This is a genomic window from Pollutimonas subterranea, from assembly GCF_002849655.1.
GTDB lineage: Bacteria > Pseudomonadota > Gammaproteobacteria > Burkholderiales > Burkholderiaceae_B > Pollutimonas > Pollutimonas subterranea.
On the sequence record NZ_PDNW01000008.1, the window covers coordinates 162,660 to 183,507 of the forward strand.

The following is a 20,848-nucleotide window of genomic DNA, read 5'->3' on the forward strand; positions in this document are numbered from 1 at the left end:
AAAAAAGTTTCCAGCGTTTACCCCATGATTCCGATCTGCCATGGAACGAACTCATTGTCCCCAAGCCCAAGCTGCTCGCTCTTGCTACGTTTACCAGACGCCGTGGCCAGTAATTCCTGGAAAATGCGTTGACCCATTTCTTCCAGGGACACGGTGCCATCAAGAATCTCGCCGCAATTGATATCCATGTCTTCGGTAAGCCGTGTATACATAGCAGTATTGGTAGCCAGCTTGATCGAGGGAACAGGTTTGGCACCAAACATGGAACCGCGGCCGGTGGTGAAGGCAATGATGTTCGCGCCTCCTGCAATTTGGCCTGTCGCCGAGCAGGGATCGTAGCCAGGGGTATCCATAAAGACCAGCCCGCTAGTAGTAACGGGTTCGGCGTACTTATAGACCGCCATTAGCGACGTGGTGCCACCCTTCATCGAAGAACCAAGGGATTTTTCGAAAATGTTGGCAAGCCCGCCTTTGCTGTTTCCAGGACTGACTGCCCCATTGATTTGCACATCGCGCCCTCTGGCGTAGTCTTCTTTCCACCAGCGAATGCGCTCCACCAGCTTTTCCCCCACCTCCCGACTGATGGCCCGGCAAGTCAAGGTCTGCTCAACGCCGTAGATTTCAGGCGTTTCGGACAAAATAGCGGTACCACCATGGCGAACAAGAATGTCCATGGCAGCGCCTAATGCAGGATTGGCGGTGATTGAAGAGAACCCATCCGATCCACCACACTGGAGGCCAACTTTAAGATGGCTCGCTGGAACGGGTTGCCGCACGATATTGTTCGCTTCAGGCAACATCTGCTCGATTTCTGCGATACAGGCTTCGATAGTTTTTCTCGTACCGCCAGTCTCTTGCATGACGAACGTTTTCAGATTTGAACCGACCGAAAGTGCTTCCTGTTCCAGCAATCCTGCAATCTGATTGCGCTCGCAGCCCAAGCCGACGATCAAGACCGACGCAAGGTTGGAATGTCGGGCATAGCCCGCCAAGGTCCGACGCAAGAGATCCATTGGCTCTCCGGTCATCTCCATGCCGCAGCCGATGGCATGACTGAACGCCACAACGCCGTCGACGTTAGGAAAGCCGGCAAGCCTTTCGGGAGTGAACCACTCGGCGGCTTTGCGGATCACCGTCGCTGAACAATTCACCGTAGAAAGCAAGCCGATGTAGTTACGAGTGCCGACACTGCCATCCGGACGGACGATTCCGTCGAAAGTTTCTTGCTTGTCGCGAGCCACGAAGTCGGTAGGCTTGTAATCCCGAGCATGCGCATAATCGCGGTCGAACTCATGGAACTCCACATTGTGAGTGTGTACCATCGTGCCCCGTGCGATATCATTGCCTGCGAAGCCGATAATCACGTTGTACTTGCGAATCGGCTCACCAGCCTTGATATCGCTTGAAGCAATCTTGTAACCCGCAGGCACTTGGCTGCGCGATCTGTAAAGGCCTTCTTCCAGCGCCTCACCCAGGCCGACGTCGGTCCGGGCAATGACCACGTTGTCGCCAGCATGCAAGCGGATGATAGAGCCAATCATCCTTTTCCCCGACGTTTGCAGCACTCCCGGTGCTTGAACAGCAGCGATTGTCGCGTCGCTAATCATCATGCCTCTTTCCTCGCGATTGCCTGCTCCACTCGCTGGACCAGCAGATCGATATCTTTCAGATCCTCTGGCGTCAGCGAGGGTCCCGGAGCACGCATGGCTGCGGATTGGATAGCTCCACGACGCTTGAGCACCTCTTTGCGCACAGCAACGCCCCATTGCGACTGATTCTCATAGGTCAGCAGTGGCAGATACAAATCGAAGAGGTCATGGGCCTCTTGTACCTTGCCTTCGCTATAGAGCTTATGCACGCCGGACAGCATCTCCGGGTAAGAGAAACCCGCCATCGGACCCTCGATACCGCGGCTCAGCTCCTGTGGCAAATACACGCCATTGTTTCCCGTGAGAATGGGGACGTGACGGGACAACACCGCGCGTAATTTGGTAATCTTTGCCGCACTTGGAATGTCCTCTTCCTTGATTGCCTGAATCTGAGGGTGGCGGTCGATCAGGCGGGCTATGGTGGGAACCGACATCCATACCCCCGTGGAGAATGGAAAGTCCTGTAGCACCGTCGGCACGTCGCCAATACCTTTGAAGACAGCAGCGTAGTAGCTGAGGACGTCTTCTTCCGTCTTCAGCCCGGGTGGCGGCGCCACCATGACGCCGAACGCACCGACCCGCATGACTTCCTTCGTCAACGTAGCTAGCTGCGCCACGCTCGAGTTGCTTACGCCGACGATGACAGGCTTGCCATTCGCATGTGCGACATAGCGACGCACGACAGCGATAGATTCTTCCGTGGACAGCTTCGCTGCTTCACCGGCTACGCCGAGAACAGTCAAGCCGGCCGCGCCATGCTTGAAATAGAAGTCGCACAAGGTGTCGATGCTGTCGAGGTCAAGCGCTCCATCGTCCGTGAAAGGGGTTTGTGCAACGATAAAGAGACCGCTGATTTGCTTTGCCATACTGCGCTCCAAAAAAGTTAGCGCTAAAGTTAGCGCTAACTTTTTTTGATTGACACTAGGGGAAATACCAACAAGGGACGGTCAAACTTCCATGGGAGCGTGCTATCTTACTGAGCATGAATCGCACTTACCAAAAACCTTCGCTGAATGAGCCAAGCCGACCCAAGCGGTTTCGACGGGGCTCCGGTAGGGCTACTCTTGCTGATGTCGCAAAAGTGGCGGGCGTATCAGCACAGACCGTGTCGCGGGTACTCAACAATCCAAGTGCTGTGCCGACTGCCACGCTGGAACATGTGCGTGACGCTATTGCGCAAGTTCGATATGTGCCTAACCGGCTAGCCGGTGGCCTTGCTTCCGGACGCAGTAAGCTTGTTGCAGCGCTTGTACCCGCTATCGCATCACCAGTTTTTCTGGAAACCCTGGAGGCTTTGACACAGGCTCTAGCAACACAAGGCTATCAGTTGATGCTGGGCGAGAGCGGCTATGACGACGCTGATGAGGTCCAGCTTTTTGAAAACCTCATCAGTCGGGGACCCGACGGTATCGTATTGACGCGGGTGGTTCAATCAGAACTAGCGAGGCAACGGCTAGCCTCTTCCGGAATACCGGTTGTCGAGACGTGGGACCTGACGGATAACCCTGTAGACATGCTAATCGGCTTCTCACATGAGCAAGTCGGAGCCTGCGTGGCGGATATCATGATCAAGCGGGGCGTTAAGTATCCCGCAATGATCTCCGGAAACGACCCTCGGGCACGCCGCAGACGCATAGGTTATGCAAAACGTCTAGTCGAAAAGGGCTGCCTACGGACAGAAGAAGACTTGCAAGTCGCCGAAGTTCCAGCGCCCGCTCCTATGGGTTACGGGCGCCGAGCCTTTCGAGAATTGCTCGCGCGGCAGGTGCCTATTGACGGCCTATTCTGTAGCACGGACATGTTGGCCCTTGGTGCACTGATCGAAGCGCAGCACAGGAAGATTATCGTGCCCGATCAACTGGCTGTGGTCGGGTTTGGAGACTTGGTTATCGCGGCAGACACCAGTCCCGCACTTACAACTGTACGTATCAATGGTCAAAAGCTGGGAACGCTCGCCGCCGAGCTTATCATGCGCAGAGCATCAGGTAACCTCGTGCCAGATAAAATCCACGATATCGGTTTCGAGGTCGTGATGCGTGAGAGCGCCTGAGCGCGGTGTAAGGCACCGCAAGCTTAAAAAATTAATTCGCGCCCACACCTGCCGCTTCAGCGGTACTGCGAACGAATGCGGTTTCCTCCACCACGCGTTTACGTAAACCTTCCGCGCCTCCGGTTCCTGGCGTATATCCCAAGTCGATCAACCGCTGCTTAACCTCGGGTGCGGCGAGTGCCTTCTCGACCGAGCCGGCCAGACGGGCAATAACCGGCTCGGGTGTGCCTGCCGGTGCGAACACAGCATTCCATACAGGAAAGGTGCAATCAGGAACTCCGGCCTCTTCACAAGTGGGTACGTCGGGTAGGGGTGCAAGCCGGTCCGGCCCAAGTACCGCCAACGCCCGCAGTGTCCCGGACTTGATCAATGCGGCCTGCTCCGCTGTCGTCAACGTGATGGCTATCTCGCCGGCAAGCACATCGGCCATCGCAGGAGCACCACCCCGGTATGGCACATGAAGGAACTTCGCGCCCGACTGTGTCTGAAACATCTCCATCGTGAGGTGAACCGCAGCCCCTTGCCCGGTCGAGCCGTATTCGGCTTTCTCGGGATGAGCTTTACCATATTCAATCAGCTCCTGGAGCGATTTGACCGGCAGCTTGTCAGGATTAACGACGAGCACATAGGAAGTCGTGCCGATCAACGAAATAGGTTCGAAATCCTTGACCGGGTCATACTGCATATTCTTGTTCACAACGGGCGCTACAGTATGCGTTGAGCCAGATCCCAGCAACAGCGTGTAGCCGTCTGGCGCAGCACGAGCCACTGCAGCCGCACCAATAGTGCTGCCACCACCAGTTTTATTTTCCACCACAATGCTCTGACCAAGGTCCTCTTGCATACCCGCCGCGACCATACGTCCCAACGTGTCCGCAGTGCCTCCGGGCGAATACGGAACAACGAGTTTCACCGTATGTGTCGGAAAACCCTGGGCGTACACCTGCGTCATGGCAGCTGCGCCTGCAGTAATCAGAAAGAAGGCGGTAACTGACTTGCCCAGAAAATGCGATAAATGACATTTCATGTAGTGACTCCTTGATCGGTAGTCGGTTGCAAAGGAAGTACGATATGGGATGCGCGCAGCCCATCAACGAAGATGGTTTGATCGGCGACCTGGGTATGGGTGTGCGCCCCCAGAGGCTCGCCTGTATTTGGATTCACGTCATATTCCGGGAAGCTGGCACTCGAGATGTCCAGCCTTATTCTGTGGCCAGCCTTGAATACATTGCTGGTGGGGTTCAACTCCACAGATACAGCGTATTCACGACCTGGCTCGATCAGTTCGCCGGTGGCACGATTGTCGCGATAGCGCATCCGCAGAATTCCTTCGGACAGCAATAACGCCACACCTTCGGGATGTATGTCATCGGGAGGGTAAATATCAATCAGTTTCGCAGTGAAATCCGTATCGGGTGCGGACGAAGACACATGCAGCCGAACGACGAGAGGACCGGTTACTTCGCATGCCTCCTTCAATGGTTCCGTCTGAAATGTCAACACATCTTCGCGCTCGTTCAGCGGACGATCACTGCCCCGACATGCCGCCAGCGTCGGCCGACAACGCTGGTCGCGGGGCCCAGGCAACACAAAGGCAGGAAAGGTTTCACTCTGAAGACTGCTAGCGCCGATTCCCGGGCAGGGATCTTCGGGATCAAAACGATAAGATAATGATGCCGCATCAATGGCAGGCCGCTCCATGGCTAGCCGGCCATCTCCGTGCAGGTAGAACGGCGTGACTCGCGTGCCTGGAATTGGCCACTGCTCTGCCGCACGCCATTCTCCGCCATGGAATATTCTGCCCTCTGTGGTTATATGACCATCTCCCAGCCCCATCACGAAATAGCGCAGAGCTGGCCCAATGTCAACGCCGTTATCGTCTTCTTTTACGAATCTGTCCAACCAAGCCAGCCATGCATTATTGATGGGCCCCTGCTCTGCAGCCGAAGGGCCAAACTCAGCCTCACCCGCATAGGTGGCTTCCAGCATGGCCGGGCTATGAACCCAGGGGCCGATGATCAACTGTATCGGTTGCTTGCTGCGCCGCCTAAACTCTTTGAACTTATCAAGATTGGCATTGGCATGGTGTGCAAACCATCCCGATGTCATCAAAATAGCAACATCTGTCGGATACTCGTCCCATCTGCCTTCAAGCCTAACCGTTGGGTTATGCCAATAATCCGTATCATCGGCCGCCTCCAGCATGGTGAAGTAAACGTCTTCGTAAGTTGGCGCCAATGCCAGCGGAGAGTCCCCTCTTCTCAAAGGAAGTTTGGCCGGCCACTGCGCCGAGCTATTCCGCATAGCGCTGAGCGCAGCATGCACTTTCGGATTCTCACGCGCCTCTGGGCTCTGGAGCCCATGCTCGATCGCCCATGGCAGAACTACACCGACATTAAAAGCGCCGTGATAGCGGAACATGCGTTGCCGATAATTCGTTCCGGAATCCCGTTGAACCTGGGCGAGAAGCCCGACCGGATGATGAAGCGCAAGAGCATGCTGGTTGGCAGAGCTGAACGAACCTCCAACAGTGCCTAGCCGTCCATTACACCAGCTCTGAGCAATGATCCAGTTCCACGTTTCAATGCCGTCCATTCCCTCATCGGGATGGTTGGTCATCATGTGAAAGCTCCCTTCGGATGCACCGCGACCTCGCACGTCCTGAATCACGAAGACATATCCGGCCTTGGCTGCCGCAATCCCAAAGCCCTGAAATCGCTGGATCGTCCTATCGTAGGGCGTCCGTTCAAGGATGACAGGAAGCGCTGAACCAGGCAGTTTGCTTGAGAAGGCCGGGTAGTAGATATCGGCCATGAGCGTTATGCCATCGCTCATGATGATGGGTACGCCGCATGTGATGTACACACTCTCATTCAGCAACTCCGTCACGACGGAAGTTTCAACGAACGCACTAAACGGACTTTGAGCTGTAGTTATTGCCATATTCCAAGCCTTTCTGAGCCTCCAGTATTACGTGGATCGTAGGCATGCACCTGTTTACTGTAAAGTGATATTTATTTGAAAGTTAGTAACCTTTCGGTTATTGTTAGTCGACCGTAAATCGGGATTAAGGCCATGGACAGCACAAGTGATGTATTCACAAGCAAGTTGAAGCTGCGGCACCTGCGCTTTATTGCAACCCTTGCCGAGACCGGTAGCATGGCTCGCACAGCTGAACGGCTCTTCGTAAGTTATCCTGCGGTCGCCAAAACACGCCTGGAAATCGAAGAGATCGTCGGCGCCCGTCTCACTACCGGCCGGGGCGAAGCGGCGAGCTTCACCGATGCCGGTAAGTGTCTACTTGCAGCGAGCCAACGTATTCTGAACGAGCTGGTCTATGTCACGGAACAAGTCGCCGCATTGCGGGATGGCCTCCAGGGACATGTCGTCGTCGGAGTACGATCGCTGGATGCCTTACGGTGGCTCGCCCCGCGTATCACACAGTTTCGCGCCAGCTTCCCATCTGTATCGATCTCATTGGTCGATGGATTACACGAGGGCGTCTCTTGCGGAGAAGTGGATTTAGGGCTGGCAAGGGCCGGCCCTCTTCGTCTTCCCACAACACTTGCCATGGAGAATTTATTTGCCATTCGCTCAGTTGTCGTTGGCAGCGGCTATATGCAAGGGCGCCAACTCGCTCCTGGAAAGATCAACTGGCATATCTTGCTTAATGAAGCATGGGTATTGCCCCCGGTAGGCACTCCATTACGCGACAGGTTTGATGATCACCTGGCCCGACAAGGCTTGCCTGGCCCCACGAATATCATTGTAGGCAGCGACGCAATGGTGCAAAAAGAGTTAATGCGTTCCGGCAGCTTCTTGGGCCTGAGCTCGGAAGAAGTAGCTCGCAGCTTGGTACAGGAAGACATCGCCCGAGTACTTGAAATAGATGTCAGTGCGCTTGATGATCATATTGCTCTGATCTGGCGCGCACAAACACGTCTTCATCCGGCGGTGTTCCGACTTAAGGAGTTTCTGCTCGGGGACGCGTTGGGATGATTAGTCTATGGCGGCTCATCGCTATCGCACCCGCTCTATACATCGTTCCATAAGCTGCAACTTGCAGCGATTGAAGAATAACAAGCCAATCACTTTTACTAATGCTCATCGAAAAAGGCCACAAAGACGACATTTCTTATGCCGGTCCTTGTGGCCTCGAAGCCTAACAATCCCCTGGACTACTTCCGGGTATAAAACCGCAACTTATCTTCATCCAGCTGAGTACCAAAACCCGGCGCATCGGGCACGACCATCTCGAAATCGCGGAACGTGATAACTTCGTTCGCGACATCATCCGTCAGCAGATGCGGACCAAAAAGCTGCGCGCCCAACGTCAAATTAGGCATCGTCGAGAAAATCTGGGCATACGCCGAAGTGCCGATTTGGCCTTCGATCATGGTCCCACCAAACAGCTTGATGCCGGCGGCCTGCGCGATGCCGGCCACTTGTTTAGTGCGCACCATGCCGCCATGCTTGGTGACCTTGACCGAAAAAGCGTCTGCCGCGCGCTTGCTTGCAATCAGCAGCGCTTCCTCCGGCGTGCTGATGCCTTCATCGGCCATAATCGGCACGGCGAACCGCTCAGTCAAGCGACGCATACCTTCGTGGTCGTGCCGCGGCAAGGGTTGCTCAATGACGTCGATACCGCCCGCCTCGAGCCGAGCTATGCCCCACGTGGCCGTTGCTTCATCCCAGCCTTGATTGATGTCGACCCGCACACTCGCCCGATCTCCAAGCGCGTTCTTTACGGCTAGCGCGCGATCAACGTTTTCCTTAGGATCGCCACTGCCGATCTTGACCAGGAATAGACGATACTGCTTGGCATCGAGCTTGCTCTGTGCTTCCTCGATGTCTTTTTCGATGACGCCATTGCCGAGCACCCACAAGAGTGGGATCGTGTCGTGCACTTTACCGCCAAAGAGTTGATGCGCCGGCACGCCCATCGTTCGCGCTGTCGCATCGACGCACGCCATCTCGATACCGGCCTTCGCGTAGGCGTTGCCTTTGATGATCTGATCCATGCGCTGCACGACCCGGCCAAATTCGCGCACATCATAGCCCTTCAGGTAAGGTGTCAAGCATTCATCGATGAGAGACTTGATAGCGCCAGGCGCCTCTTCGCCATAATGGGGAATGATGGCAATTTCGCCCAGGCCCTCAACGCCGCTTTCCGTGCGAACTCTTACGATCACCTGGCTGTGCGCGTTGATAGTGGCCATGGACAGCTTGTGGGGCCGCGCCACCGGCAGATCAATGATGAATGTCTCAATCGAGGCGATCTTCATGACGCTGCCTGCAGAAAGCTTTTGCCATCGACATAAGCCTTGCGCCAGCGGGTGATGCGCACCTCCTGGAACAAGTCGCCCTGATAGAAAGGATCGGCTTCGATGAAGGCGCGAGCATCTTGCTCGTTATCGGCCGTGATGATGTACACGCCGCCGCCCTGGTCTTTACCGTCCTCGTGTAGCTTGGCGCCACACGCAAGAAGCCGGTGGGCATTGCTCTGCAAAAAGTCCAGATGCGCGGGACGCAGCTCCTGGCGTCGCGCCTGGTGGCTGGGTTTATCAAAGGTTTCAATGAAATATGTCATGATCCTTCCAACTTAATCAATGGTGCCTTCAAGGCCGGTAATACGCAGCAAGGTCCTGTGGCTTTCCAACTGCTTCTTGACCAAGTCTTGCAAAGCGTCGGGAGTAGAGGGCGTCAGCATAAAGTCCTGGGCCGTCATGAATTTCTTCACTTTGGGATCCTGCATTGCCTTGGCAAACGCCTCGTTCACCTTCGCCACAACGTCGGCTGGCATGCCTGCAGGTCCAAACAGGCCCAACCAGGGCGCAATCGGGAAGTTGTCGATGCCGGCTTCGGCCATGGTGGGCACATCGGGAGCGTTGGGGCTGCGCGCCGGCAGCACGGTGGCGTGGACCTTAAACTTCCCGGTTTTGACATGCGGCATGCCGGTACCGTAAGTGGCAACCATGGCGTCGATATGACCGCCCAACATATCAGTGATGGCCGGCGGCTCGCCCTTATAAGGCACATTCAGTATTTCCAGGTTGTTTACGTTCGCAACGTGAGCGAACGAAAGCAATCCGGTGATGTTTCCCGAACCATAGGTCAACGTGCCGGGATTTTTCTTGGTGTAGTCGACGAATTCCTGTAGCGTGTCACCCGGTGTTTCGGCTCGGGTATACAAGAAGAATGAATAACGGCCGATATCGGTAATGGGCGTAAAGTCGCTGACGGGATCGTATGGCGCTTTCTTGCGCAGCACCGGCACGCCGGACATGGGGCTGTTCGTGGCAATAAATAAGGTATAGCCATCGGGTGCCGAACGTTGCGTCTCTTGTGCCGCAATGGAGCCGTCAGCCCCTGGCTTGTTATGGATAACAATAGGTTGGCCCAACGCCTCACTTGCTTCTTGCGCAAGCGTCCGGGCAATGACGTCCGTCGAGGAGCCAGCCGGGAAATGCACGAGCAGCTTAATGGGTTTGTCGGGATAGGCCGCGAACGCGGCTGAAGAGAAAGCCAGCGCTGCACTTAGGACTGCGGCACGTCGAATAAATTTTTTCACTACGGGTCTCCTGCTTGTAAGAATTCAAATCGATTATAGGGACGCAATGCTACATGCGTATAATGATTTAGAAAGCTCAAACCATTCGTTTCTATCGATGAGTTGGAAATACTGAAGGTTCATGGAACTACGACAACTACGCTATTTTCTCGAGGTGGCACGCCAGGAACACGTTACGCGCGCAGCCAAGGATCTGCATATCACGCAGTCCACGCTATCCCACCAGCTGCGCCAATTGGAAGACGAACTGGGCACGCTGCTTTTTGATCGGGTTGGCCGCCAGGTTCAACTAACCCAAGCCGGCCGCATGTTTGTGGGTTTCGCGTCCCGTGCCCTTCGCGACATCGAGGATGGGCGCCTGGCTCTCCAGTCGTTAAGTGGCCTTCAACAGGGCGAACTACGCGTAGGCGTCATCACGACCTACACCAACTCCTTGTTGCCACAGGCCATACTGGACTTCACGAACAAGTATCCAGGCATCCACCTGCAGATCGAAGATCTACCCGCTACCCAGATTGCAGAGCGCGTGCTTGACGGTACCCTGGATTTGGGCCTGGCTTTCACCATGTCCGAGTCGGCCGGGCTCAAAACCGAGCCGCTCTTCTCCGAACGCCTCGTCCTATTGGTGGGCAAGGATCATCCATTGGCTAACCAGAAGTCAGTGCAAGGGCGCAATCTGTCCAAGCTTAAAATTGCATTGCAATCCAAACAATACGCCTCGCGCCAACTCATCGATCGGCACTTGAGGCGCTACGTGCAAGATGGCGTATGCATGGAGCTGGATTCGATCCAGACCATGCAGCTTATGGTGGCCAAAAGCGATCTGGTCTGTATCCTGTTTGAGGGTGCCGTGTTGCCGCTAGCGGACCTTCGCGCCATTCCTATCACCACACCCAAGGTCATGCGCACGGCGGCCCTTGTCTGGTCGCGCGAGCGCTTTCACTCGGCCGCCGCCAAGGAGTTCGCGCTCGAGATCAAGAAAAGCGTTGCTCAGCGCGGTCAGCCTGCGGTGACCTGAAGGCGAATTCGGCTTCGGGTACCATAAAAAAAGGCAATCTCGCTTTCTTCAGGAAACTTCAAACATATGGAACATGTATTAAGTGGCGATGCGCGCATCGCATGGCGCAGCGACGGTGATACCGGCAAGCCGGCCTTGTTTTTATGTAACTCGATCGGCACCGACCACACCGCCTGGGAGGTCGTCATGCCGCAGCTCACCCAGCACTTCCGGGTGATCCGCATGGATACGCGCGGCCACGGCGAGTCCGACGCGCCCAATGCGGACTACACCTTGAATCAGCTGGCCGGAGACATCGAGGCAGTGGCAACGGCTGCAGAGTTAAAGCAGTTCGACGTGTGCGGCGTATCGCTGGGTGCGATGATGGCCATGGCCTATGCCGTAAACCAACCCCAACGCCTGCGGCGCCTGGTGCTTTGCAACACCTCTACCCATATGGATCCACAGGCCTGGCAGCAACGCATGGACACCGTACGCACGCAAGGCCTGGCCGCAATCGCCGACATGGCCATGTCGCGCTTTTTCACGCCCGAATATGTCGAGCGAAACGATCCAGCTTTACAACAGGTGCGTGAGCGATTCCTCAAGCTATCGCCCGAAGGCTATACCGGATGCTGCGCAGCGATCCGCGATATGGCACTGACCGAGCAGTTGCATCGCATACAAGTGCCAACACTTGTATTGACTGGCGCGCGCGATGTCTCGACGCCCCATGCCGCGGGCCAGGCGATCGCCGAGCGCATCCCTGGCGCTCAGATTCGCCAGCTGCCAGCCGCCCATATTTCCGCTAATGAAGCACCGGAGTTATTCTGCGAGGCGTTGGTCGACTTCTTGATCGACTGACCGCGCGACCAACCTGGAGGTCGTCGCCCGTCGTCGCAATCAGCGAGGGTTCGACCTCTTCTGACGGAATGAAGCGTTCGCCTGGGCATAGCGATGACTGGGTTTCCATGCCGCATGGTGTAGAAGCGGTTTTTCTGCTATACCAAATTTTAGTACAATCAATGTTATTGCCATCGCTGAAAAGGAGCCTCTCATGGCGCGTAACACGTCCATCTCCTTGGGGAACCACTTTGTAGAGTTTGTCGACACTCAGGTGGCATCTGGGCGCTATGGCTCGGCCAGTGATGTGGTCCGGGCCGGCTTGCGCATGCTTGAGTCACACGAAAGCCAGGTTCGTGCGTTGCAAGAGGCTCTGAAAGCAGGTGAAGACTCCGGCGCAGCTGTTCCTTTTGATGCTGCGTCTTTTCTGGAGCGAATGCGGACCTCGTATGTCCGCTAAGAAACGCGAAATCAGGCTGAGGCCTCTTGCCGAAGCCGACCTTGAAAAAATTTGGCTCTACACCTTCGAACACTGGTCCCTTGAGCAAGCCGACAAATATGTAAGCGATCTGGTCACCACGATGGAGCGCCTCGCATGCGAAGATAAAACTGGCCGCGTGTGTAGTGTTAGAGACGGGTACTTTCAGTACGCGGTCGGCTCCCACATTGTGTTCTACCGTGTGACACCTCTTACGCTGGACGTCACCCGGGTTCTACATCAGCGCATGGATATTGAGCGGCATCTATAGGCCGCTCAACTTACGCGTGATACTGTCCACTGGCCTCAGTAAATATTGGAAAATTCACAGGCATAACTAAGTCTGCCGATGGCAAATCGTACCACCGAACATTTGGATTTTGAACGCATGGGGCGCCGTCAGCTTGACGCGAATGTCCAAGGTGGGGATTTGAGTTCGGACGGCGGCTCGAAGCTGTTGTGGCTACGAAGACCTGAACGATCACGACGTGCTGCGCGACGATTTGCTGATGCAAACGGCGATTTCACTTGGCCGCCGCCAAAGAGTTCGCGCTCGAGATGAAGAAAAGTGTTACACAGCGCGGTCAGCCTGCGGTGACCTGAAGATGCGATCGGCTTCGGGTGCTTTAAAAAAAGCAATATCACTTTCAGGAAACATCAAGCATATGGAACATGTACTAAGTGGCGTTGCGCGCATCGCGTGCCGCTGGGAGCGAAGATGGCCATGTCGCGCTTTTTCACGCCCGAATATGTCGAGCGAAACGATCCCGCCTTGCAACAGGTGCGTGAGCGATTCCTCAAGCTATCGCCCGAAGGCTATACCGGATGCTGCGCAGCGATCCGCGATATGGCACTGACCGAGCAGTTGCATCGCATACAGGTACCAACGCTTGTACTGACTGGCGCGCGCGATGTCTCAACGCCCCATGCCGCGGGACAGGCCATTGCCGAGCGCATCCCTGGCGCCCGGATTCTCCAGTTGCCAGCCGCCCATATTCCCGCTAATGAAGCACCGGAGTTATTTTGCGAGGCGTTGGTCGACTTCTTGATCGACTGACCGCGCGACCGGGTGACGACGTCCTTTACCAACCGGGACTTTGCCGTGTTGGCTTTAGAGCCTGTCGCCCAGCCACGTGCTTCAACGTTGAGCCGCAAAAACCTTTTCAATTTCCACCGCGATCTCCAGCAATTTCAGGTCGGTATTAGGCGCGCCCATCAACTGGTAGCCAATCGGCAGGCCGTCGACCGGCAGCGGCAGCGAGATCGAACATAGGCCCAGGTGGTTCGCCGGCTGCGTGTTCTGCGTCATGCCCAGTGCGAGCTGCATGCCTTTCTCAGCGTCTTCGAAATCGGAAATCAGCGGCGCGAAGGCGGTAGTCGTTGGGCTAACCCAAGCATCGTAGCCGATGAACCTTTCCTCAACGGCGGCGCGGCTCTTTGTCCGTCTGTCTTCCAAAGCAAGAAACGTGTACGCCTTGACATCGAGTCCCGACTCGACGCGCTTTGCAATCACCGGGTCCATCAGATGCTTTTGTGCCAGGAAGTTCTCCTTGCCCAATACGGACAGGAGGGATGACGGCATGGATACCGGGAAATATCCGGCACGCTCGGGAGCCTCGGGCACTACGATGTCTTCCAGCAGACATCCCTGCGCCTTCAAGCGCTCATTGGCGACTTGGAAAGCTTCGCTGATCTTCGGGTTTAAGTTGTCCCCGAAGTGATTCTGCGGGACGCCGAGACACAGCCGGTCGAGACGGGCACCTGACCGACGAGGTTGGTAACCGCAGCCGAACAGCACCGAGGATATCGTTTTGAAAGCCAGCAGGGCGTCTTTCGCCGTTCGGGTCAATAGCCCGATCGAGTCGACGCGCGGATCCAGTGGAAACGCCCCGTCGGTGGGCCAAAGGCCAGCGGTGGTCTTCAGGCCAAATACACCGTTGAAAGCGGCTGGTACGCGAACTGATCCACCCGAATCGGAGCCGATGGCGAAGGCGCACAGCCCTGCCGCCATGGCCACGCCCGAGCCCGAGCTGGAGCCACCCGGCGCACGATGGTTTTCCATGTCGGTGGGATTCCACGGTGTTCCGCGAGGCGCTGAATGGCCGGTGATGCCTAGGCACAGTTCCACTGCTTTGGTTTGCCCGAGAAACACGCACCCTGCCTGGCGGAGGGCCTTGATGAACGTGGCTTCCCCGGAGCCGAGAATATCGGGAAGCTCCATGTTCGAGCCAATGCGCGGCCGCGGCATCTGCGAGATCAGGAACACGTCCTTGATCGCGACAGGCACGCCCATCAAAGGTCCCAAATCAGTTCCTGATTTTATTAGAAGGTCCATTGCACGCGCTGTGGCGAGGGCGCTCTCAACGGCGACAGACTCGTAGGCTTCCAGCTTGGCGTCTAGTTTTTCGATGCGTTGCAGATAGATTTTTGTGACCTCTTCCGACGTCACCTTTCCTGCACGGAAGTCTCTCGCGAAGCCTTCCAGGCCATGTTCGCTGAATGGGTCCAACGGTAAATCGTTCATTGCTTTTCTCCGAACTGCTATTCGTTTGCACACAGTGCGTGTTGGCCGACGAACTTAGGGTTGCTCACAGCCCCAAATACGCCTTCCTTATCATGGGGTGACCTTCCAGCTCCGACGACGGCCCTTCCAGGACCAGTCGACCATTTTCCAATACGTAAGTGCGGTCGCTGAACTGAAGCACCTGTTTGATGTTTTGCTCCACGAGCAGGACCGGAAAGCCCAGGTCGGCAACTTGACGGATCGCCTGCATGACTTGCTTTACATACAGGGGAGACAAACCGAGGCTGGGCTCGTCCATGATGAGCAGGTCGGGCTCGAGCATCAGAGCACGGCCGATAGCGACCATCTGCTGTTGTCCGCCCGAGAGCGCACCCGCTTCCGTCTGAGCGAATTTCTTCACGTCAGGAAACAACGAGAAGACCTTCTCGAGATTTCGCTCGCGGTTGGCGCGCAGACGCGGCAGATAGCTGCCCAGCAGGATATTGTCCTTTACTGTCAGATTGGGAAAGAGCTGGCGGCCCATGGGCACGTGCGCCAATCCCCGCTCTGCCATTTGGTGCGGCTCCAGTCCCGATATTTCCTCGCCCTTGAAAAGGATGCGGCCCTTCCACGGCTTGATCATGCCTGAGACCGCACGCAATATGGTCGATTTACCGCTGCCGTTACCGCCGACCAATCCCACCAATTCTTTCTTTCTGACCTCCAGGGAGACGTCGAAAACGACTTGGAGAGTGCTGTATCCGAGGTCGACGCCCTCGACCTTCAATACGACTTCATCAACACTGTTCATATTATTTAGTCCGTCCCCAGATAAGCCTCGATGACCCGCTCATCATTAATGACGTCAGAGGCCGATCCTTCCGCAATTTTGTTTCCGCTAGCCAGAACAATGACGTGGTCCGCAAGCTGGATGATGGCTTCCATGATGTGCTCCACCATGACGATGGACATACCGGTAGCAGTCAGCGTGCGAAGAAACTCGATCATCTCCTTCAGGGCCGGCGGGTTCAGCCCGGCCATGATTTCGTCCAGGAATAAAACCTTGGGTTCGAGGGCGAGCGCCTTGGCCAGTTCCAGGCGCCGTAGCCTTGCAAGATTCAAGTCGGACGAAAGCTGATTCGCCCGGTCCTCCAAACCGACTTTCTCAAGCGCGGACATAGCTACTTTTTCAGCATCCTTGCGTTTCGGGTTCTTTAAGAACGCCGCGACCAATACATTCTCGAGTACTGTCAGATCCTCGTATGGCCTCTCCGTTTGGAAAGTGCGCCCCATTCCATTGCGTGTCCGAACATACGGGGGAGCATTCGTGACGTCCTGATCGAAGAAAGTCACACTGCCCGATCTAACGGGAGCAAACCCGGTGATTGCATTGAACAACGTGGATTTCCCCGCGCCGTTTGGGCCGATCAAACCGAGCACCTGCCCTTTTTCAAGCGACAGGGAAACATCGTTCACGGCAATCAGTCCGCCATATTGGACTTTGATGCTGTCTGCTTTAAGCACGGTTTGCATACTTCCTCCTGACCAGCTTATGCATATACTCTCCGACTATTCCGCGTGGCAGCACAAGAATGACGACCAAAATCAACACTCCGTAGACCAGCAAATTGGCTTGGGCGAAGGCGGTTCTGAATACCTCTCCGGAAACCACGAGCAGGACAGCCCCGGCGGCCGGCCCCCAAATCGTGCCGCGCCCACCAATGATCACCGTCAATGCGATCTGAATCGACAACAGCAGATTGAAAATGATGTGCGGCTCGATAAACGACAGAAAGATGCCATAAATGCCGCCGCCCAGGGCTGTCAGGACTCCCGACAGGGCGAATGCCTTCAGCTTGACCACAGTCGGGTCGATACCGGCCGCCATCGCCGCTTCTTCGTTGTCCCTTACGGCCTTGAGCTGGTAGCCGAACCGCCTCGTTGATATAAGTATCGTGATGGCAATGGTGATCGCTGCATAGACCAGCGCCATATAATATTGTGTCGTCTTGTCGAACAAATCGATCCCGAAAGGCTCTGGCAGGGTTTCGATGAATACGCCGGAAGCGCCGCCAGTCAGCCACCCTTCATTGATTGCCACCAACCGCATGATCTCGGCAATGGCAATTGTCGACAGGCTAAAGTACGGACCATGCAGGCCAAACGTGAGCTTTCCCCAGATGACGGCAAGGACCCCCGCGACAGCCATTGCAATTAACATCGACCACCACGGCGCAAGGCCAAATTGCGAAGCGCCAATGGCAACGATATAAGCGCCCAGACCGACGAAACTGGCATGCCCCAGGCTCAGCTGACCGGCCCAACCGCCCAGCAAATTCCACGAGGTTGCCCATCCGGCGAAAAGCAACACCGAGATTCCAACTGTTATATAGGCGGACAGCGTAAGCGGATAGAGGGCGGCAATCACCACCACAACCGCTAGAAACAGCATATGCTTGTTCATACTCTTTTCACCGATTTACCAAAGAGCCCTTCGGGCTTGACCAGCAACACGACGACGAAGACTAGAAGTCCGTAGGCATCTCGATATGCGGAATCCAGGTACGAAGCGCCCATGACTTCGACCACCCCAAGCAACACTCCCCCAATAATGGCTGCGCCGATATTTCCGAGTCCGCCCAATACGGTCACGACGAAAGCCTTGAGCGTAAATAGCGCGCCGGTGGTGACCGGTGAGGCGAACAGCAATGGAATCAAGGACACACCGGCAGTAACCGCGAGGGCCATACCCAGGCCAAAAACGATCGCCTGGATTTTCTTCGTATTAATACCCACCAGTTCCGCGCCCAGACGGTTCTCCGCCGTCGCTTTGATCGCTCGACCCACTTCCGTTTTATTCAGCAGCAGGTACAACGCCAGGATGACAACGAGTGTGGCAAGGCCTGCATAGAGCAGGACAAGAGAGATTCGGATTTCGCCCAGCACAAGCGTGCTTGATGCATACGGCATATTCACCGACTTGGGTTCACCGCCGAACGTCAGCAACAGCAGGTTGCCGATGACCAGCGAGACACCGAGTGTCGCCAGCATCATGGTTTCGGGCTTGGCATCGATGACTCGGGTCAGAATAAGCTTCTGGATCAACGCACCAACAATGAAGCCAAGCGGAATGGCCACCACCAGGCTCAGGTACGGGTCCAACCCCAATGCGGCATTAAGAACCACGGCGAAATACATGCCCAGCACCACAAAGTCGCCGTGGGCAAAATTGATGGTTCTCATGACACCAAAAACGAGGGTGAGGCCGACGCCGATTAAAGCGTAGACGGCTCCTATCAGCACCCCGTTGGAGAGGTTCTGAAAGAATGAAACGTAGTCAAACATGGAATACCTTTGGCCAACGAGAGCGGGCCGACAGTGTTTCGAGCGGCACTCTTAGATAAAGAGTGCGCATGTCGGCACCAACCGACATGCGTTCCAGCTAAGAGATGCCGTTAGTTGGACAGCTTCGCTGCTTGCGATGCAAGATTTTCCGGGAACACGGTCACGTGCTTTCCACCTTGAATCTGGATAATCACGCTCTTGATTGGGTTCTGTCCCTTGAAACCGTCGAAGTTCTCGAAGGTGACATCAGTGACAGGTGTCTTGAGGTCCGTCTTGGCGAGCGCGTCACGCACCTTGTCTCGGTCCAGGGATTCGGCGCGGCGCAATGCATCAGCCGCCACCGTCAGCGCCAGGTAGCCCTCTGCCTCGTAGAATGACGGTTCTTCCTTGGCCTTGGCCTTCAGGCGCTCATAGAGCTCCGGCGTCCCTGCGTACTTGACGTCGGGGCTCCAGCTTACGGCTGACACGATGTTTTCGGACTGATCACCCACCTGCTGAATGAAGCTGATCATTGATGAGGCCGTGTCGATGGCCACGACTTTGGTGTTCAGCCCCACTTCCTTGATTTGTCGGGCAATGGCAATGCCGTCGTCAGCATAGGAGCTCGTCAGCAGAATGTCAGGGCTGGACGCGCGAAACTTGTTAAGGATGGGACGGAAATCCGTCGTGCCTTGGTCGTACGCCTGCTTGCCAACAAGCTCGTAACCCCGCTTCTCTGCCTGCCGGGCGCCCTCTTCACTGACCGAGGTCGGCCATGCCCCATTGCCGTACATCAAAGCAATCTTCTTGAGCTCGGGGTTTTTCTTACGCAGGTTGTCGAAATAGTCAAAGTAGACATTGGCGACGATGGTGGAATTGTGTTTCGCGCGGAAGACCCAGTCCGAGCCCGGCTTGGTGATAGAGTCGTCGGCGCTGCCCAGCACGATCAGGGGAATCTTCTGGCGGGTGGCCACTTTGGACAGCGGCCCGGTGATGCCCGAGGCGTAAGAGCCGATAACCAGCGGAACACCCTGCTTGTTCAACGATTCCAACGCCGCGAGTGCACTCTGCGCCTCGGAACGATCGTCCTGAGTGACGAGTTCCAGCTTCTGGCCCTTGATGCCGCCGTTCGCGTTGATTTCCTCCAAGGCGACGAGCATACCGGTGTTGTAACGGGAACCAAATGCGGCGAAGTTGCCGGATAGGCTGTTGACGACGCCAATCTTCACCTGCGCCATCGCAGGCACCGACAAAGCGGATGCAGTCAGCGCGGCCAAGAGGCCAACTTTCAGGAACTTAGCTTTTATTTTCAATGTAGTCTCCAATCAATCGAAAGAAAAACGTCTGTCACGTGCGTGGTACTTGGCCTTGCGGCAATAGTCACCCGCCCGCGTAGCAGCGCATAGCGGCCTTAGTACTGTAGGCCTCGAGCTGTTGTAGTATATCCACGATTGATTTCAAGAAACGGACAATAAATAAGGTCTCTTCCGCATGACGGAACAAGGTAAATCCCAATCGTCCTCGAATGTGGCCGCGCTCACACGGGGCCTGGAGATACTCCGATGCTTTTCGGCTCGTGAACCGCGCATGTCCAATAGCGACTTAGCACGGCTTACGGGCCTGCCCAAGTCAACGGTGTCCCGGCTTACCAAGACGTTGGTCGACCATGGATACTTACGGCACGATGTGCGGAAAAGACAGTATTTCGTGGGGCCGTCGGTGCTCGCCCTCGGATACTCTGCACTGTCCAATCTCCGCGTTGCGGACATCGCTCGGCCGCACATGCAGGCGCTCGCGGATTCGACGGGCGCCCTGATTTCACTGGCCATCAGAGACCGACTTTCCATGCTGTATATCGAGGCCTGCTCGAGCGATACTTTACTTACGTTACGCATGGGCCGAGGCATTCGCATGCCCATCATCAGCACGTCGATCGGGAGGGCATTCCTGGCGGCGCTGCCGGAGAAAGAGCGCGATTACCTGGTGGCTTCGCTGGAACAGAAGCAGGAACCTGTCGTGGGCCCAAAGGAGCTGGATGCACTAACAAGGGAAATCAAGCGATACCAAGAGGATGGCATTTGCCTCTCGCTAGGAGAGTGGAATGCCGACGTCAACGCGGCCGCCACTTCTATACGATGGGAGGGCGGCACCGAGCTGATCATCATTTCCATTAGCGGCCCCTCCTTCATCATCACCGAAGATCTCCTGATGGAGGCGCTGATTCCCCGATTGAAGCAGCTGGCGCAGCATATTTCCAAGCATCTTTCGTCCTTTCCTTCAGTTTAGCGGCCATGCCAGCGTATTGCGGCCGACGATCTCGTCGGCGCCCAGCGCCCGACGCGCCGGTAACCCGGATATCTCCGGCGAGACGCTTAAACTTGGTGGACCTACAGCGCCTTCATCCTCTCTACAATCGTGCTTTCACCGTCCACT

21 protein-coding genes are annotated in these 20,848 nt (G+C 55.9%); 8 read left to right on the plus strand and 13 right to left on the minus strand.

The genetic code is table 11. The features are described from left to right. Positions 1–17: 17 nt before the first annotated feature. The gene (locus tag CR159_RS11370) at positions 18–1,541 is read right to left on the minus strand and encodes a UxaA family hydrolase (protein ID WP_439650530.1); all 1,524 of its coding nucleotides are present in this window, start codon (positions 1,539–1,541) and stop codon (positions 18–20) included. Between the two features lie 65 nt (positions 1,542–1,606). Further along, complete coding sequence (locus CR159_RS11375; protein ID WP_102074067.1) at positions 1,607–2,515, minus strand: dihydrodipicolinate synthase family protein; 909 nt, start codon at positions 2,513–2,515, stop codon at positions 1,607–1,609. A gap of 116 nt (positions 2,516–2,631) precedes the next feature. On the opposite strand from CR159_RS11375, the gene CR159_RS11380 reads away from it, so the two are divergent. After that, positions 2,632–3,699, plus strand: coding sequence for a LacI family DNA-binding transcriptional regulator (locus CR159_RS11380; protein ID WP_102074068.1), 1,068 nt, complete (start codon positions 2,632–2,634; stop codon positions 3,697–3,699). A gap of 31 nt (positions 3,700–3,730) precedes the next feature. Here CR159_RS11380 and CR159_RS11385 read toward each other — a convergent pair whose 3' ends face one another. Together CR159_RS11385 and CR159_RS11390 are read right to left on the minus strand one after the other, a co-directional pair. Further along, on the minus strand, positions 3,731–4,726 hold the full coding sequence (locus CR159_RS11385; protein WP_102074069.1) for a Bug family tripartite tricarboxylate transporter substrate binding protein: 996 nt from the start codon (positions 4,724–4,726) through the stop codon (positions 3,731–3,733). After that, positions 4,723–6,642 carry a CocE/NonD family hydrolase gene (locus CR159_RS11390; RefSeq protein ID WP_102074070.1) on the minus strand — a complete coding sequence of 640 codons (1,920 nt, stop codon included), beginning with the start codon at positions 6,640–6,642 and terminating at the stop codon, positions 4,723–4,725. The genes CR159_RS11385 and CR159_RS11390 overlap by 4 nt, the downstream gene beginning before the upstream one ends. 132 nt (positions 6,643–6,774) lie before the next feature. Here CR159_RS11390 and CR159_RS11395 point away from each other — a divergent pair, with 132 nt between their 5' ends. Beyond that, positions 6,775–7,698 carry a LysR family transcriptional regulator gene (locus CR159_RS11395; protein ID WP_102074071.1) on the plus strand — a complete coding sequence of 308 codons (924 nt, stop codon included), beginning with the start codon at positions 6,775–6,777 and terminating at the stop codon, positions 7,696–7,698. A gap of 179 nt (positions 7,699–7,877) precedes the next feature. Here CR159_RS11395 and CR159_RS11400 read toward each other — a convergent pair whose 3' ends face one another. Genes CR159_RS11400 through CR159_RS11410 form a run of 3 tightly spaced genes read right to left on the minus strand, consistent with a single transcriptional unit; the run spans position 7,878 to position 10,270 of the window. Then, complete coding sequence (locus CR159_RS11400) at positions 7,878–8,984, minus strand: muconate/chloromuconate family cycloisomerase (RefSeq protein WP_102074072.1); 1,107 nt, start codon at positions 8,982–8,984, stop codon at positions 7,878–7,880. Then, positions 8,981–9,289, minus strand: a complete 309-nt coding sequence (locus CR159_RS11405) for a YciI family protein (RefSeq protein WP_102074073.1) — start codon at positions 9,287–9,289, stop codon at positions 8,981–8,983. The genes CR159_RS11400 and CR159_RS11405 overlap by 4 nt, the downstream gene beginning before the upstream one ends. A gap of 12 nt (positions 9,290–9,301) precedes the next feature. After that, positions 9,302–10,270, minus strand: a complete 969-nt coding sequence (locus tag CR159_RS11410; RefSeq protein ID WP_233208276.1) for a Bug family tripartite tricarboxylate transporter substrate binding protein — start codon at positions 10,268–10,270, stop codon at positions 9,302–9,304. 121 nt (positions 10,271–10,391) lie between these two features. Between CR159_RS11410 and CR159_RS11415 the strand changes: the two genes are divergently transcribed. From CR159_RS11415 to CR159_RS11435, 5 genes are all read left to right on the plus strand, one after another. Further along, positions 10,392–11,288, plus strand: a complete 897-nt coding sequence (locus tag CR159_RS11415; RefSeq protein WP_102074074.1) for a LysR substrate-binding domain-containing protein — start codon at positions 10,392–10,394, stop codon at positions 11,286–11,288. Between the two features lie 66 nt (positions 11,289–11,354). Continuing rightward, positions 11,355–12,131 (plus strand): 3-oxoadipate enol-lactonase, encoded by a 777-nt coding sequence (pcaD, locus tag CR159_RS11420; RefSeq protein WP_102074075.1) that lies wholly within the window; start codon positions 11,355–11,357, stop codon positions 12,129–12,131. A gap of 193 nt (positions 12,132–12,324) precedes the next feature. Continuing rightward, positions 12,325–12,570, plus strand: coding sequence for a type II toxin-antitoxin system ParD family antitoxin (locus CR159_RS11425; RefSeq protein WP_102074076.1), 246 nt, complete (start codon positions 12,325–12,327; stop codon positions 12,568–12,570). After that, on the plus strand, positions 12,560–12,859 hold the full coding sequence (locus CR159_RS11430) for a type II toxin-antitoxin system RelE/ParE family toxin (RefSeq protein WP_102074077.1): 300 nt from the start codon (positions 12,560–12,562) through the stop codon (positions 12,857–12,859). Before CR159_RS11425 ends, CR159_RS11430 begins: the two co-directional genes overlap by 11 nt. Positions 12,860–13,312: 453 nt before the next feature. Next, positions 13,313–13,645, plus strand: coding sequence for an alpha/beta hydrolase (locus CR159_RS11435; protein ID WP_143705459.1), 333 nt, complete (start codon positions 13,313–13,315; stop codon positions 13,643–13,645). Positions 13,646–13,726: 81 nt separating this feature from the next. On the opposite strand, the gene CR159_RS11440 is transcribed toward CR159_RS11435, so the two are convergent. The 6 genes from CR159_RS11440 to CR159_RS11465 all read right to left on the minus strand — a co-directional run bounded on the left by CR159_RS11440 (position 13,727) and on the right by CR159_RS11465 (position 19,692). Continuing rightward, complete coding sequence (locus CR159_RS11440; protein WP_102074079.1) at positions 13,727–15,112, minus strand: amidase; 1,386 nt, start codon at positions 15,110–15,112, stop codon at positions 13,727–13,729. Positions 15,113–15,176: 64 nt separating this feature from the next. Beyond that, positions 15,177–15,902 carry an ABC transporter ATP-binding protein gene (locus CR159_RS11445; protein WP_102074080.1) on the minus strand — a complete coding sequence of 242 codons (726 nt, stop codon included), beginning with the start codon at positions 15,900–15,902 and terminating at the stop codon, positions 15,177–15,179. Positions 15,903–15,907: 5 nt separating this feature from the next. Next, positions 15,908–16,624, minus strand: a complete 717-nt coding sequence (locus CR159_RS11450) for an ABC transporter ATP-binding protein (RefSeq protein WP_102074081.1) — start codon at positions 16,622–16,624, stop codon at positions 15,908–15,910. Then, entirely contained in the window at positions 16,608–17,555 is a 948-nt protein-coding gene (locus CR159_RS11455) for a branched-chain amino acid ABC transporter permease (RefSeq protein WP_102074082.1), read from the minus strand. The genes CR159_RS11450 and CR159_RS11455 overlap by 17 nt, the downstream gene beginning before the upstream one ends. Next, positions 17,552–18,436 (minus strand): branched-chain amino acid ABC transporter permease, encoded by an 885-nt coding sequence (locus CR159_RS11460; protein WP_102074083.1) that lies wholly within the window; start codon positions 18,434–18,436, stop codon positions 17,552–17,554. Before CR159_RS11460 ends, CR159_RS11455 begins: the two co-directional genes overlap by 4 nt. 110 nt (positions 18,437–18,546) lie before the next feature. Continuing rightward, a complete protein-coding gene (locus CR159_RS11465; protein WP_199173294.1) occupies positions 18,547–19,692 on the minus strand; it encodes an ABC transporter substrate-binding protein in 1,146 nt (381 codons plus the stop codon). Positions 19,693–19,906: 214 nt separating this feature from the next. On the opposite strand from CR159_RS11465, the gene CR159_RS11470 reads away from it, so the two are divergent. Next, a complete protein-coding gene (locus tag CR159_RS11470; RefSeq protein ID WP_102074084.1) occupies positions 19,907–20,701 on the plus strand; it encodes an IclR family transcriptional regulator in 795 nt (264 codons plus the stop codon). Positions 20,702–20,848: the final 147 nt, after the last annotated feature.